This window comes from Hydrotalea sp. AMD (assembly GCF_004100315.1).
Classification (GTDB): domain Bacteria; phylum Bacteroidota; class Bacteroidia; order Chitinophagales; family Chitinophagaceae; genus Hydrotalea; species Hydrotalea flava.
Map to the genome: position 1 here is coordinate 79,906 of NZ_SCKY01000008.1, position 14,924 is coordinate 94,829.

General features: G+C 37.2%; 10 protein-coding genes. 3 read left to right on the forward strand and 7 right to left on the reverse strand.

Going from position 1 to position 14,924, the window contains the following annotated elements; genetic code table 11:
* Window positions 1-31 precede the first annotated feature (31 nt).
* From EO766_RS07645 to EO766_RS07655, 3 genes are all read left to right on the forward strand, one after another.
* Window positions 32-1,342, forward strand: a complete 1,311-nt coding sequence (locus tag EO766_RS07645; protein WP_074420935.1) for a TolC family protein — start codon at window positions 32-34, stop codon at window positions 1,340-1,342.
* Between the two features lie 33 nt (window positions 1,343-1,375).
* Window positions 1,376-2,518 (forward strand): methionine aminotransferase, encoded by a 1,143-nt coding sequence (locus EO766_RS07650; RefSeq protein WP_074420936.1) that lies wholly within the window; start codon window positions 1,376-1,378, stop codon window positions 2,516-2,518.
* 69 nt (window positions 2,519-2,587) lie between these two features.
* Window positions 2,588-3,565: a fatty acid desaturase family protein gene (locus EO766_RS07655; protein ID WP_074420937.1), complete on the forward strand. Its 978-nt coding sequence runs from the start codon at window positions 2,588-2,590 to the stop codon at window positions 3,563-3,565.
* A gap of 32 nt (window positions 3,566-3,597) precedes the next feature.
* On the opposite strand, the gene lpxD is transcribed toward EO766_RS07655, so the two are convergent.
* From lpxD to EO766_RS07690, 7 genes are all read right to left on the reverse strand, one after another.
* A complete protein-coding gene (gene lpxD / locus EO766_RS07660; RefSeq protein ID WP_074420938.1) occupies window positions 3,598-4,620 on the reverse strand; it encodes a UDP-3-O-(3-hydroxymyristoyl)glucosamine N-acyltransferase in 1,023 nt (340 codons plus the stop codon).
* Between the two features lie 188 nt (window positions 4,621-4,808).
* Complete coding sequence (locus tag EO766_RS07665; RefSeq protein ID WP_074420939.1) at window positions 4,809-7,196, reverse strand: glycoside hydrolase family 3 N-terminal domain-containing protein; 2,388 nt, start codon at window positions 7,194-7,196, stop codon at window positions 4,809-4,811.
* Between the two features lie 68 nt (window positions 7,197-7,264).
* Complete coding sequence (locus tag EO766_RS07670) at window positions 7,265-7,828, reverse strand: Crp/Fnr family transcriptional regulator (protein WP_074420940.1); 564 nt, start codon at window positions 7,826-7,828, stop codon at window positions 7,265-7,267.
* An 84-nt stretch (window positions 7,829-7,912) separates the two neighbouring features.
* Window positions 7,913-9,808: a mechanosensitive ion channel family protein gene (locus tag EO766_RS07675; RefSeq protein WP_287100831.1), complete on the reverse strand. Its 1,896-nt coding sequence runs from the start codon at window positions 9,806-9,808 to the stop codon at window positions 7,913-7,915.
* A gap of 80 nt (window positions 9,809-9,888) precedes the next feature.
* Entirely contained in the window at window positions 9,889-10,380 is a 492-nt protein-coding gene (locus EO766_RS07680; protein ID WP_074418528.1) for a DinB family protein, read from the reverse strand.
* Between the two features lie 10 nt (window positions 10,381-10,390).
* Window positions 10,391-11,182 carry a TIGR00266 family protein gene (locus EO766_RS07685; RefSeq protein ID WP_074418529.1) on the reverse strand — a complete coding sequence of 264 codons (792 nt, stop codon included), beginning with the start codon at window positions 11,180-11,182 and terminating at the stop codon, window positions 10,391-10,393.
* Between the two features lie 114 nt (window positions 11,183-11,296).
* Window positions 11,297-14,899 carry an efflux RND transporter permease subunit gene (locus tag EO766_RS07690; RefSeq protein WP_287100832.1) on the reverse strand — a complete coding sequence of 1,201 codons (3,603 nt, stop codon included), beginning with the start codon at window positions 14,897-14,899 and terminating at the stop codon, window positions 11,297-11,299.
* Between the last annotated feature and the right edge of the window lie 25 nt (window positions 14,900-14,924).

A 14,924-nucleotide genomic window follows, 5' to 3' on the forward strand; every position in this document is an offset into this window, starting at 1 on the left:
CAACATAGCTCCATAGCTAATTTCATGGTTTATGAGAAAAGCAATTTTATCAGGTGCTGTTATGCTCTGCTGCATGCTGCAAGCAGCAGCCCAACGCTCAATTTCTGTAAACGAGGCTGTGAACCTTGCACTTCAACATAATTTTAATATTCAAATTGCCAAAAGCAATATTCAAATTGCCAAAATAAACAACAATATAGGTGTGGCTGGGGGCTTACCAACCATAACAGGTACTGCTACCAATCAGGAAAGTATTGTCAACATCAATCAAAAAATCAACAGTGTAACCGGCGATAGAGATTTAACCCGCAATGGCGCCACCAGTAATAATTTAAATGCCGGCATTGCAGGTACTATGGTGTTGTATAATGGTTACAGAGTAATTACTACAAAAAAACAATTAGAAATGATTCAGGCACAAAGCGAATCTTTTTTTAATTCGCAGGTACAAAATACGATTGCGGCAGTAATGACGAAATATTTTGATGTAGTTCGGCAACGCAGCTATATGAAAACTTTGGAACAAAGTATTGAAGTATCCAAAAAACAATTGGAAATTATAGCAGTGAAACGCAAAATTGGCTTTGCCAATGATGCTGATTACTTTCAGGCTGAAATTGATTTACATAGTAAAGAGCAGGACCTTCAATCACAAAAAATTATTCTGGAACAAGGAAAAGCTGATTTGTTTAATCTACTCAGTATGCCCGCAGATTCTTCTGCAATGTTTACTGATTCTATTGCTATTGAAAACAATATAAAATTAGAAGATGTTCTAAATAAATTTAACCAGAATCCGGATATTGTAGCGGCTGATCAGCAAATTACCATTAACACACTCGCCGAAAAACAAACTGCTGCACAACGGTATCCAACCTTGCGTGTTAATAGCGGATTGAATTACGGAAGAAATTCCAGCAATGGCGGGCAAATTTTATTAAACCAGTCGTATGGCCCTTATGTTGGGCTTGGTTTATCCGTACCCATTTATAATGGAAGCATTTTAAAACGGCAACAACAAGCTGCTGCCATCAATACACACATTGCAAGAGTGCAAAAAGATGCCACCATTTTAAATTACCAAACCGATCTCACAAAAACATATCAAATGTATATCCATACATTAGATTTGATCGCCACCCAATACGCCATTAACCGGTTAACCGAACAATTGGTGAATTTAACCCTGCAGCGTTTTAGTTTATCGCAGGCTACTATTTTGGAAGTAAGAGCCGCACAACAAAGTTTTGAAGAAGCAGGTTATAAATTGGTGAATTTAAATTATGCCGCAAAAGCTGCAGAAATTGAATTAAAAAGGGTGGCTGGCATTTTGGCACCTTAAGTTTACTATCTTCCCATTTTATAAAAAAGGGCTATGCACATTGTATCAAAATTACCGCAGGTAGGTACTACCATTTTCACTATAATGAGCCAGTTGGCACAACAGCATCACGCCATTAATCTTGGGCAGGGATTTCCTGATTTTATGATGGATGAGGCCTTAATTGATTTGATACAAAAAGCCATGACAGATGGTTGCAATCAGTATACGCATACCAATGGTTTACCTGCTCTACGGAATGCCCTTGCCGAAAAGGTAAAAAAATTGTACAACACCTCCATCCATCCTGAAACACAAATTACCATTACCCCGGGCGGCACCTACGCCATTTACACCGCACTCACTTCGTTTTTATATTCCGGCGATGAAGTGATTGTTTTTGAACCGGCATACGACAGCTATGTTCCCAATATTGTTTTAAATGGCGCTAAACCGGTTTTTATTGCATTACAATATCCCGATTATTCAATTCCCTGGCATGAAGTAGCGCAGAAAATCAATTCCAAAACAAAAGCCATTATCATCAACTCACCCCATAACCCAACAGGTGCTGTATTAAGCGAGCAGGATATTATGACTTTGAGAACACTGGTAGCCAAGACCAAGATAATGATAGTGAGTGATGAGGTATATGAACATTTAATATTTGATGCTATCCCGCACCAAAGCCTGCTACGCTATCCAGATTTGATAGAAAGAAGTTTTATCATTTTTTCGTTTGGAAAAACCTATCATTGTACAGGCTGGAAGTTGGGTTACTGCATAGCAGCAGCACCATTAATGCAGGAATTTAGAAAAGTACACCAGTTTAATTGCTTTAGTTGCGATACCCCCAAACAATATGCTTTGGCAACTTATTTACAGGAAGAGGATAAATATGTACAATTGGGTGCGCAAATACAAAAAAAACGCGATTTTTTTAGAACATTAATGCAGCAAACGGGTTTTGTTTGTATTCCTTCACACGGAAGCTATTTTGAATGTTACAGTTATGCTGCATTATCTAATAAGTCCGATACAGAATTTGCAGTTGAATTGGTACAAAAAGCCGGTGTAGCCACCATTCCGGTTTCTGCATTTTATCATCATAAAACCGATGAAAAGGTACTTCGCTTTTGCTTTGCCAAAAAGGAAGAAACACTTCTGGAAGCAGCAGAACGATTTAAACACTTATAAATCAAAAAAATTTGTGTGAATTAACAGCAATTGTATGTTTTATTTCCATTCTTTTCATACGTTTGTTTAATGCATACTTCCTCCGAAAAGGAATTAATTTTATCCACCAAACCGTTTGCCAAAGAAATTCGCTGGAAGAGCTGGTATTATACACTTTCTACTACAGTTTTATTAATTGCAAGTTTAACAGGTTCTTTTTTACTACCGGGCATCCTAATTAAATTGGCTTTTAGCATTTTCAGTGCTTTACTGCTTTCCCGCATGTTCATTATTTTTCATGATTTTCAGCATCATACTATTTTAAACAAATCGTTTGCTGCCAATATTTTATTTACCATTTTTGGTGCTTACATGATAACACCGCCAAGTATCTGGAAACGTTCGCATGATCACCACCACAACAACAATGCTAAATTGTACAGCGCCAGTATTGGTTCCTATCCGATTATGACCAAACAAAAGTTTTATGCTGCGAATAAAAAAGAGCAAAGTATTTATCTGGCTATCCGGCATCCACTCAATATGTTCTTTTCTTATTTTACTATGTTTATGTTTGGCATGTGTGTTCGGTCGTTTCTCAGTTCAAAGAAAAGACATTGGGATTCTGCCATCGTTTTGCTGATACACGTTGGCATCGCCATTGTTTTATGGGTTCATTTTGGATGGCAAATTTGGTTTTTTGTATTCTTTCTGCCTTTCTTCTTATCACACATGCTGGGTGCATATTTATTTTATGCGCAACATAATTTTCCCGGTGCTACTTACCGTTGCAATACAGAATGGAGTTATGCTGCTGCTGCATTAGAATCTTCCAGCTATATGAAAATGAGTACCTTATGGCAATGGTTTACTGCAAATATTGGCTACCATCATATTCATCACCTCAATTGCAAAATTCCTTTTTACCGCTTACCCGAAGCAATGGCACATATACCTGCCCTACAGCAAGCAACGGTAACCAGTTTGCGTCCTAAAGATATTATTGCCTGCCTTCGTTTAAAAGTTTGGGACCCCGATCTGAATAAAATGGTTCCTTTAGATAGTTAGTGCAAATTGGCTTTAAAAATTAATGCATTCAATTAATCAGTTAGCTTTTTTTCAAGTATAGTTACCCGTTGTGCCAACTGATCTAAATTACGAAAATGAATATAAGCCTTTCTGTATTTATTGGCATCAAAGGCTGGTGAACCCATATAAACTTCTCCCGGCTTTGTAATGCTTTTGGATATGCCTGATTGTGCTGTAATAATTGTATTATCGGCTATTTGCAAATGACCCACAATACCAACCTGTCCGCTAAACATACAATTTTTACCCACTTTTGTTGATCCCGCAATCACTCCATGTGCTGCGATGTAAGTATTTTCGCCCACTTCTACATTATGGGCAATATGTATTAAATTATCAAACTTTACGCCTTTTCTTAAAATAGTTGAACCCAATGTTGCACGGTCAATAGCACAATTGGCGCCAATTTCAACATCATCTTCTATTACAACATTACCAATCTGTGCAATTTTTTTATTGCCTTCATTTTGCGGATCAAATCTAAAACCATCACTCCCAATAACAGTACCGGAGTGAATAATACAATTTTTTCCAATGTGTGTTTCTGAATAAATTTTAACACCCGCAAACAAGGTGGTATTATCGCCAATTACACAATTATCGCCAATATATACCTGCGGATATATTTTAACACCATTGCCTATTCTCGTATTTTCACCAACATAAGCAAATGCACCGGCATAAATTTGCTCACCAATTATTGCCGATGGCTCAATATGTGCATTGGGTGCAATACCGGTTTTATTCAGCTTTATCTGATTGTATAGTTCTAATAATTTTGCAAAAGCAGTTTGTGCATTTTCTACCCTTATTAATGTTGCCGTTACCGATTCTTTTGCTTCAAAATCTTTATTCACAATTACAATAGAAGCCTTTGTGGTATACAGGTATTGCGTATACAAAGGATTGGCTAAAAAAGATAACGAACCCGTTACGCCTTCTTCTATTCTGGATAAAGTAGATACTGTTACTGTGGCATTACCTTCTATTGTACCCTGAAGCATGTCTGCTATTTGTTGTGCCGAAAATTGCATAATTTATTTTTAATATATTTTAAATGAAATTTGCAGAATAATTTTAAAGGTAACAGAATTTTGTACGCCTGTTGCAATGAAATGCTAAAGTTTGGAACCCATAAAAAAAGGCAACTAAAAACGCTGCCTTTTATTTGTGCAACAGGTTGGAGTTGAATTGCACTTTTGGTTGTTATAGGGGCTGTAATTTATTGCATACTCAATTCATTAATAGCCTGCTTTGGTACCAGCAAATGGGTTACATGCTCTGTAATCATTTGTCGTGGCAATTGAAAAGTGGCTGTTTGTAGAATGTTTTCGGACGAATTGCCTATTTTAATGGTATAAGTACCCGCATCGGCAATCCATGCAGATTGCGTGGTTTGAAAAGATGCAATATCGGCAGGTGAAATGATAAATGTTAAGGTTTGCGATTCGCCGGGTTGTAATAGTTTTGTTTTGACAAAGGCTTTTAACTCTTCAGAAGGCTTATCAATATCACTTTTTGGTGCCGTTATATATACCTGAATTACTTCCTTTCCGGCTCTTTTGCCTTTATTAGTAATTGTTACAGAAGCAGTAATATTTTTTTTCATTTCAGTAGTACTGAGGTGAATAGACTTTGTTGAGAAATGAGTATACGATAATCCATAACCGAAAGGATAAGCCGGTTGTACATGAAATGTATTAAAATAACGGTAACCAACATAAATGCCTTCTTCATACACCACTTCAGCCGGATTACCCATTAAAGAGAACCCTTTGTGCCGGGCAGGTTGCAACTCTTTTCCCGGGAAATTTTTTGCAGAAGGCTCATCCTGATAATTTATGGGAAAAGTAACTGCTAATTTTCCGGAAGGACTTACTTTACCACTAATGATATCTGCAATAGCATTTCCTGCCTCTAAACCAGGTTGCCAGGCCAATATAATAGCATCCGGCATATTACGCCAACTGGCTGTTTCTATTACACCGCCAATATTTAATACTACAATTACTTTTTTATTTTTTGCATGAAAGGCATCGCAAACCTGGCGAATCATATTTTTTTCGGCATCTGATAAAGTAAAATCATTGTCTACTTTTCTGTCGGCACCTTCTCCTGCATTTCTACCAATGGTAATAATTGCAGCCGCTGCTTTATCGGCTTCAGTTTGCAACAAAGGCAATTCTAAATCCATTTCTTTTACACGAGGTACCAACTCAAAAAAGAAACGGGGTTTAGGTTGTTTGGCTTTTTCGGTTGTAATGTAAGCAGTATAAGCATCTATTAAATTTTTATCAATGGTAAAACCAGCATTTAATAATCCCTGTTCTAATGATACAGTGTAGGCTTTATTTACATCACCACTTCCGGTTCCTCCGGCAATAATATCATAGGATGTATTGCCTAACAAAGCCACTTGTTTTTGAGTGGTATTCATCAATGGTAATGCGTTGTTATTGTTTTGTAACAGCACCATACCTTCAGCAGCCGCTTTTCTGGATAGTGCCGCATCTGCTTTTAAATTGGGCTGATCGGTATAAGCATATTTTTTATGAGTAGGCGATTCTAAAATTAAATCAACCACCCTTGCGGCATTTCGGTCAATAATTTTTTCATCTAAAGTTCCGTCTTTTACTGCTTTTAGAATGGCATTGTATTGCAAAATAGTGCCCGGCATCAGTAAGTCATTGCCTGCTTTCATTTGTGCAACAGCATCTTTTCCACCAAACCAATCGGTCATCACCAAACCTTTAAAGCCCCATTCATCGCGTAAAATTCTGGTCAGTAAATCCTTGCTTTCTGAGGCATACGTTCCATTAATTAAATTGTAGGATGACATCACTGTCCATGGTTTGGCTTCTTTCACGGCAATTTCAAAACCTTTTAAATAAATTTCACGTAATGCCCTTTCACTCACAATGGTATTTACGCTGTTTCTATTTGTTTCCTGATTATTGGCAACAAAATGTTTAATAGAGGTGCCTACTCCGTTTTGTTGAATTCCGTTTACAAATGCTGCCGCAATATGTCCTGAAACAAATGGGTCTTCAGAATAATATTCAAAATTTCTACCGCCCAATGGATTGCGTTGTATATTCATGGCAGGTGCCAGTAACACATCAATACCGTATTCTTTCACTTCCTTCCCAAAAGCCCTGCCCACTTGTTGTACCAATGCTGTATCCCAAGATGAGGCCAGCAAAGTTCCCACCGGCCATGCGGTGGCATAATAAGTTTTGTTAGGATGATTGGATCTGAATGGATTGATGCGTACGCCGGCCGGACCATCCGACAGGGTTAATGAAGACAACTCAAGACTTTCAATGGCATGTGTTCTGCCCGCAGCACCCGGAACTTTTTCGGGAATGGAAGCATCTTTTGGTAGCGATGGTGGTAATTGAAATCCGGCAATTTCATGTTTTCCGGTATCGGTTTTTTTATCTGATGCAGCAGTTGGGCCGGGCAATCGCATACCCATTCCTACTACTAATTCAACTTTTTGTTCCAAGGTCATCCGTGCTATTAAATCATTGGCTTTACCCGATTGGGCATATAGCGTGGGTGTGCTGCATAGTATAGCAAGGGCAGGCAATAGTGTAGAAAGTTTCATGATTATATATTAATGAAACATAAAGTTCATACCAATGTGAACACCTTTCATTGATAATTATCAAAAAACTAACGATGCGCCCTAATACGGCTCAGTGTTTCCTGCGTAATACCTAAGAATGAAGCGATATAAGATAATGGTACCCGCTGCAAAATAGTAGGATGCTCATCAGCCAAACGCCGGTAACGATGTAAGGCGGTTTCAAATTGTATGGCATCCATTCTTTGCTGAGAAGAAATCAATGAGCGGGTTAACAATTTACGCAGCCAGCGTTCCACATCATGGTATTCATCGCACAAACGCATCAAATCATCATGATGTATACCCATGATAACAGATGGCTCAATGGTATGGATATTCAGTTTGCTGGGTGTACGTTTAAAAAAACTGGTAATAGAAAGAAAAAAAGTACCATCCATGGCCAGCCATTCGGTAATTTCTTTGCCATGTTTAAAATAATAAATACGGGCCAAACCGGAAGATACAAAATAAATATAATCTGAAACAATGCCTTCTTTTAGCAGTAAATAATCCTTGGGCAATTTCCATTGTTGCCATTGTTGTAAAAAAGCCTGTAAACTATTTTCAGAAAAATAGCCGGTTGCAGAAATTTTTTGGGTCAAACGGTCCATAGTACATACCAACTTTGTGCCAACGAAATTAGGCTTTAGTTCAATAGAAAGTTATAAAAATGCTGAATAGCAATTCTACCCGATTTATGATTTATTTTTAGCATTATCCGGATTCATTTTTTCAGTATTTACTTTAAAACCTGGTGCAGTATAATTATCAGGCAGATAATCAGAAGGGATAGTGGTCTGATTTCCATCTCGCAAATTGGTATAATGCGCCGACATAATTTCTACGCCTGCTTCATTAAAAGTATCTTGTATATTGGCGTGCAAAAGGGAATATAATTCTGCCTGCTTATTGGGTTGTTTCGTGTAGGCATTAATCTGATAACTTACATAAAAGTCATTCAACGAAGTTTGCAATACAAAAGGTTCCGGATTTTTTTCAACATACGTTGTAGCTAATGCAGCTTTAATTAATAAAGCATGCACCTGACGCCATGGAGTATCATACCCAATGGTAATGGTTGTATGCACAATTAAACCTCGTTCCGGCGCATCGCTGCTGTAATTAATGGTATGGCTATTTAAAATAGTAGCATTGGGAATAGAAATTATTTCATTTTTAATGGTTCTAATGCGTGTAACCAACAAGGTTTTTTCAATCACATCGCCTGTAACATCTGCAATTCGAGTACGATCGCCCAATTTAAATGAGCGCATATAAGTTAATACCAACCCTGCAATAATATTACTGAGCGAACCGGAGGATCCAAATGTAAATAACACACCCAAAAAAACTGAAACGCCTCTGAATACCGGGCTATTTGAACCCGGCAGATAGGGAAAAATTACAATAAGCAAAAAAGCAAACAAAAGAATACGTACAATTTGATAAGAAGGGTTTGCCCAATCTGCATAAAAACCCGGAATAGATAAAGCGCCCTTTTCAATTTCGTTTTTAAGATAACGAATGCCTTTTAAAACCAATCTAAATACAAACAGTATGACTATAATGGTGATTAAGTTGGGCAAATAATCCCAAATACCAAGTAAAATTCTTTTTAACGGATCAACAAAATAGGATAATAATTTTGTAGCTATTGTTTTTGTCCATGGAAAAATTCCAAACACTAACGGAAATGCAAGATAAATTGCGATGAAAATGATGATCCATTTTATAATACGCAGCGCAGACTTAATCAGATTTATTTCCTGTTCAACAGAAAGTAATTCATAATTTTTTATTTTAACACCTTGAATCCGTGCATGATGCGTTGAAGCAATATTTGTTTCAATTTTTACAAATAATTTTATAACATAATGTACTACAAATATCAATACAACAATTACAATTAATGCCAGAATAATTTGCTTAAGAATATTTTGCCAACTTGTTTCCTGGCGATAATTCTGAATGGCAGTTTTAATTTTTAACCAATAAGAATTTGCCAATTGCAGTTTACCCATATTCTCCCATAACGCATCATTTTCTGTAATACTCATCAATACTAAATCATGAAACACTATATCTACCGTACTTTCATTATCCACAATACTTAGCGAATCAACAGCAAAATTATAATTATCGGCCAATGCCTGAATTCGATTGTTAATAGCATTTGCTCTGTCGGCAGCAGAAAAACTACCTAATGAAGTATAAACAGTAAACAAGGTATCACCAAAAGGAGCTACAACATAACCATGCATTATTTTTTTTAATGAATCAATTTTTTGTTTTTGCACGGCCACACGAAGGCTGTCTTTTTGTTTCAAAACATCCAGTTGCTGCTGCAAGGCTTGTTTTTGTTGTGTATTGGTGGCGGAAAAATTTTGTAACGCAAGAATGAGGTTTATTTTTTTTAAAGAATCGGCTTGCCTTTCTAATTCAATTTGTTTCAATTGATTGGCTTGTTGCTGAATATATATTTGCTGAGCTGAATCAGTATGTAAAGCAAGGGTATCTTTTTTGCGCTGTGCCATTATTGCAATGGGCAGTAGCATCCAACACAGAATTATTATTGCATTTATCTTTTTCATCAGGCATAAATTTAATACATTTCAGTCATTCCCATTTGAGCCATGCAACATGATGTTGAGAAAAGAAAAAGATATATGTTTTAAGTTAAGAAAGCATAAAAACCCAGATCTTTTCCGGTCATTTGTTTGGTTAACAAAGCAATTTGACCGGTATGATAAGAAAAATGTTCGGTTACATGAACAAGAATGGCAATGCCACTCATTTCATAAATTTGAACAGAATAGTTTTTCAACAGGCAATCAGAGGAACAATTATTTGCTATTTGAACGGCTGCCTCTAAAACCGCATTCAATTGCTTTAACAATGCCGCTTTAGATAATTGAGGTTTTTGCTCAAACTCTGCATTCCTATTGCGTTGAAAACCCTGCGCTCCTAAAGTTGCCAGTATATATTGGCTGATGTTTCCGCAAAGATGCAATACCAGATTGCCAATACTGTTACTAACGGTATTGTATTGCTGCCAAACCTGTTGTTCAGACAATAAGGTAAAGCAATACTCCGTTTTCTTTACATTTTCCTGCCAGTAAAACAGACAGGTTTGTACCAATGCTTGTTGAATATCATCAACCATAACAATAATTTTACCAGCCATCGCCATCTAATAAATTACCCAGACCGCCGAGTACACTTCCTTCTTCTTTCCTTTTAAAAGTTGCGTATTGTAAAATGCGGCCGGCCAGGCGGCTAATTGGCAAAGTTTGTATCCATACGGTTCCCGGCCCCCTGAGTGTGGCAAAGAAAACCCCCTCACCGCCAAATAATGTATTTTTAATACCTCCTACAAATTGAATGTCGTATTGAACAGTTGCAGTAAACCCAACAATACAACCTGTATCTATTTTAAGTAACTCGCCGGGTTGCAACTCTTTTTGTTCAACATGTCCGCATGCATGTACAAAGGCCATACCGTCACCTTCTAATTTTTCCATTATAAATCCTTCCCCGCCAAACAAACCCGTTCCTAATTTTCTTTGAAACTCAATGCCAATACTTACCCCTTTGGCTGCACAGAGAAATGCATCTTTCTGGCAAATTACTTTGTTGCCCAATCGATTAAGATCGAGAGGAATAATTTTGCCGGGGTAAGGTGCAGCAAAGCTTACATGCTTTTCCCCGGCACTAACATTTGTGTAGGCAGTCATAAACAGATTCTCACCCACAAGCATGCGCTTCCCGGCCGAAAATAATTTGCCTAACAATCCGTTATTCTGGTTACTGCCATCTCCAAAAATAGTTTGCATGATAATACCATCTTCCATCATCATAAAGGCACCGGGTTCAGCAACTGCGGTTTCATTGGGATCTAATTCTACCTCAACATATTGCATTTCTTCACCAATAATCCTATAGTCAATTTCATGATTTTGAATCATACCAAAAATTTTGTGTGAAAATACAAAAGGTTTTGCTGTATTTTGAATAGAAATAAAAAACAAAAAAGCCGTTATGAAAATATCATAGCGGCCTTTTGTGAAAAACTTTAGGTTTTAAAACCAGCTTCCTATAAAAGCTTCATTTACATGTTTCAATTGCAGGCCCTTTCTTTTTTGAACATGCTTTCTGTGATTGTATAAAGTAATTAAAATCAATAACAGGAAGATGATGGTAAAAGGTGGAATGGCCAAAAAGCTAATCCATTTTCCACCAAACATTCTGCGCATGGGCTTGCGTAAACGTTCTGCTATTAAATACATGGAAGGTACAATTACAAGCGTCATAAAGAATGCAAATGCCAAACCAAAAATAATGGTCCATGACAATGGCTTCCAGAACACAACATTATCACCTCCAAAAAAGATATGAGGATTTAATTCAGAAAATAAAGTAATGAAATTGATATTAAATCCAACTGCAATAGGAATAAATGCAAGGATGGCAGCCAATGCAGTAAGCAATACAGGTATAATACGGGTTTTTCCTGCAGCAATCACTGCTTCTCTTGTCTTCATACCACGGCCTCTTAGTTCATCGGCAAATTCTATTACCAGAATTCCATTTTTTACCACAATACCTGCAAGGCCAACAATACCCAATCCTGTCATTACAACAGATACCTGCAAACCAGATATTGCAAAGCCGAGTAAAACACCTATTACACTAAACACAATTTCTGTTAATATAATAACGGGTTTACTAACGCTATTAAATTGTAGTACCAAAATAATTAAAATAAGCCCCAATGCTATTAATAAAGCTTTACTTAAAAATACACCGGTTTCGGCTTGTTGTTCTCCCTCTCCGGTTTGTTTAATGGTAACACCTGCCGGTACTTTGGGTTTAAACTGGTCAATGTATTTTTTAATTACCTGATTTACGCCCGTTGCATCATAACCCTGATTGATTAATACATTAGAGCGAAGGGTAATTAACCGTTTCTGATCTTTCCGTTTAACACTACCCAAAGTAGTGGTAGGTTCTACTTTTACCAATGCACTAATGGGAATATTTTTTACGGCGCCACCTGCTGCCATATCGCGGAAGGAGATGCGCATATTCAATAGATCATTTAAATTTTGGCGCTGATAATCCTGGCTACGCAGTTGAATTTTATATTCATCTTTTCCCTCTTTAATTTTTGATACTTCTTTTCCAAATAAAGAAGTTCGGATTTGCTGGCCAATTTGTGCAGTAGAAACCCCTTCTGTTAAAGCTCGGTCGCGATTAATGGTAAGCGTTAATTCAGGATTTTTTAAATCAACATCCATTTTTAATTCTTCCACACCTGGCACCTGAATAGAATCTAAATAATTTTTTAGCGAAGTGGCTGTTCCAATTAAGTTATCGAAATTTTCGCAGGCAATTTCAATATTAATGGGCGGATCGGTAGGCGGGCCGGAGCTTTCCTGATCAACCGTAATTTCGGCACCGGGTATTCCTTTCATTACAGACCTAATCTGGTCTAAATAAGGTGCAGTAGAAACACCATGTCGTTTTTCATATTCAACAAAAGAAACCTGAATTCTGCCCAATTCACTTCTGGTACTTCTATCGCCACTCATGGGGTCACTGGCACCAACTGCCACATTACTTATCACACTTTCAACAATAGGATTGGTTTTGCCTTTTGCTTCATCTATGCCCAAAACTTTATTCACCCTTCCTTCCAATACACGGGTAATGGAGTCGGTATACAACACATTGGTACCCACCGGCAATTTCAGATAAACATAAATTTGGTTGGGATCTCCTTTCGGGAAGAATGTAATACCCACATGACTGGTACTAATAGCAATAGCAAAACCTACTACTGCCACAATTAATAAACCGAAAGTAACCAATAACAATTTTACAGGACGCCATCCATGCAATGCCCAGCGTAATAAAGTTTCATAATGATTCATGATCCAGGGCAATCCATAATTCTGGAAATAATGAATGGCATCATCTAACACAAACCTGTTTAATACAACCAAAATCATGAAGAATAGCAACAGGTTACCGAAGAAAGTTAATCCTGCAATATCTAACAAAATACCAATGGCTATTGCTACCCAGAAAGAAGTTTTCTTAAAAAAATCTTTTTTAGGAGGCTTTACTTCATCTTCAGGATGATTCATAAAATCGACCGCAAAAACGGGGTTCATAATAAATGCTACCACCAATGAAGCTGCTAAGGTAAAAATGAGCATGGTGGGTAAATAAATCATGAACTTACCAATAATACCCGGCCAGAATAATAAAGGAAAAAATGGTGCCAAAGTGGTAAGTGTTCCTGCAAGCACGGGTACAAACACTTCGCCGGCAGCCATACGTGCTGAAGTTTGTATGGGTATTTTACCTTTCCCCTGCATAAAAATACGATGGGTATTTTCAATTACCACAATCGCATCATCTACAATAATTCCCAACCCAAACAGTAATGCAAACAATACAATAAAGTTTAAGGTTACATGCGAGCCTACAATTAAGTCGGCGCCGGGCAGGAATACAAATGCCACAAACATACTTAGTGGAACAGATAGGGCAACGAAAAAGGCATTGACGACACCCATAAAAAACATCAACACTATTAACACCAATACAAATCCAATTACAATAGAGTTAACCAAATCATTAAAAGAACTTCTTGTTTTAATACTTTGATCGCCTGTAACCACTGCTTTTAAATCTTTGGGTAATACAGTTCCTTTCATTTTTTCTACTACTGCTTTCACAGCATCACTGGTTTCAATCAGGTTTTCGCCGGAACGTTTAATGATGTTTAATGTAATTACATTTTTACCATCTAATCGGGCAAAGCTTTCACTTTCTTTAGTAGTATCTTTAATGGTAGCAATATCTTTCAAATAAACAGGGCCACCGGTTTGGTTGCGCACAATAATTTTAGCAATATCTGCAGCGGTTTTTAACTGGCCTTTAATTTGCAGGTTACGCTTCATATTGCCTACATCCAATAAACCACCGGATATATCTAAGTTTTCGCGTTGTACAGCATTACTGATATCATCAAACGTAATTCCGGCAGATTGCATGCGGAAGTTATCAACATTAATCTGGAACTCCCGATCGGGGGCGCCTACTTCATCTACCCGATTAATTTGAGGAATATTTTCGAGTTCATCTTTTACATCATCAGCATATTTTTTGAGCTGTTGTAAATCGTAATCGCCGCTAAGGTTTACATACATAATGGGTTGATCGCTAAAACTCACTTCTAAAACGGTAGGTTCTTGTGTTAAATCAGTGGGTAAATCCTGCTTGGCTTTATCTACCGCATCTTTCACTTTTTGTAGTGCCACTTCTGTTTTTACATCAGTTTCAAACTCAACAGTAATAGCAGAGTAATCTTGTTGCGATGTACTGGTAAATTTTTTAATTTTTGCACCGGTAATGCCCTTTATTTGTTTTTCGATGGGGCGTGTTACCAAATTTTCGATGTCTTTAGGCGAGTTACCTACATATATGGTTTGCACGTAAATGGTTGGAATAACAATATCAGGAAACTGTTCTTTGGGTAAAGTAACAAACTGATAAATACCACCCAAACTAACAAAGAGCATGATTAAATAAATAGCTGTTTTATTTTTAATGCTCCAGCTAGTAGGCGCAAACTCTTTAAACTTACTGTTGATATCTTCTAATAAACTCATAAACATATTTTAAAAGCTGCATGTA

Bases quoted from the DNA above. Each gene is read 5' to 3' on its own strand.
- EO766_RS07645 (WP_074420935.1), top strand. From the start codon at position 32: ATGAGAAAAGCAATTTTATCAGGTGCTGTTATGCTCTGCTGCATGCTG.
- EO766_RS07650 (WP_074420936.1), top strand. From the start codon at position 1,376: ATGCACATTGTATCAAAATTACCGCAGGTAGGTACTACCATTTTCACT.
- EO766_RS07655 (WP_074420937.1), top strand. From the start codon at position 2,588: ATGCATACTTCCTCCGAAAAGGAATTAATTTTATCCACCAAACCGTTT.
- lpxD (WP_074420938.1), bottom strand. From the start codon at position 4,620: ATGCAATTTTCGGCACAACAAATAGCAGACATGCTTCAGGGTACAATA.
- EO766_RS07665 (WP_074420939.1), bottom strand. From the start codon at position 7,196: ATGAAACTTTCTACACTATTGCCTGCCCTTGCTATACTATGCAGCACA.
- EO766_RS07670 (WP_074420940.1), bottom strand. From the start codon at position 7,828: ATGGACCGTTTGACCCAAAAAATTTCTGCAACCGGCTATTTTTCTGAA.
- EO766_RS07675 (WP_287100831.1), bottom strand. From the start codon at position 9,808: ATGAAAAAGATAAATGCAATAATAATTCTGTGTTGGATGCTACTGCCC.
- EO766_RS07680 (WP_074418528.1), bottom strand. From the start codon at position 10,380: ATGGTTGATGATATTCAACAAGCATTGGTACAAACCTGTCTGTTTTAC.
- EO766_RS07685 (WP_074418529.1), bottom strand. From the start codon at position 11,182: ATGATTCAAAATCATGAAATTGACTATAGGATTATTGGTGAAGAAATG.
- EO766_RS07690 (WP_287100832.1), bottom strand. From the start codon at position 14,899: ATGAGTTTATTAGAAGATATCAACAGTAAGTTTAAAGAGTTTGCGCCT.